We start from the raw sequence: 252 nt of genomic DNA, 5'->3' as shown, positions 1-252 counted from the left end.
GCATCCAAAGTGACCTTGCCGTCGCGATCCGGATAACCCGCACGGCCCACGCTGTGATTATGCAGATCCGACTCGGGCACCAGCACGCCGGTTTCAACGGCATCCAGCGGTCTGCCACCCTTGCCGAGCACGGTCCAAGCTGCCTGGTTGGCCGGCACGCCGAAATCCCATGTGGAGACCACTCGCGCCCCGACTCCGCCCGGCACCGTGCCGGACAGCGTTGCCGCCGCCCGCGCAAAACGCGGCAGTGCC

Annotated in this window: 1 pseudogene; it reads right to left on the bottom strand. The window is 67.9% G+C overall.

From position 1 onward, the window contains the following. Positions 1-252, bottom strand: a pseudogene (locus P9230_RS32345) (isoaspartyl peptidase/L-asparaginase); the annotation flags it as partial.

This window comes from Mesorhizobium sp. WSM4887 (assembly GCF_029625865.1).
In the GTDB taxonomy this organism is placed as follows: Bacteria; Pseudomonadota; Alphaproteobacteria; order Rhizobiales; family Rhizobiaceae; genus Mesorhizobium.
This window is presented reverse-complemented; position numbering and strand designations above follow the sequence as displayed.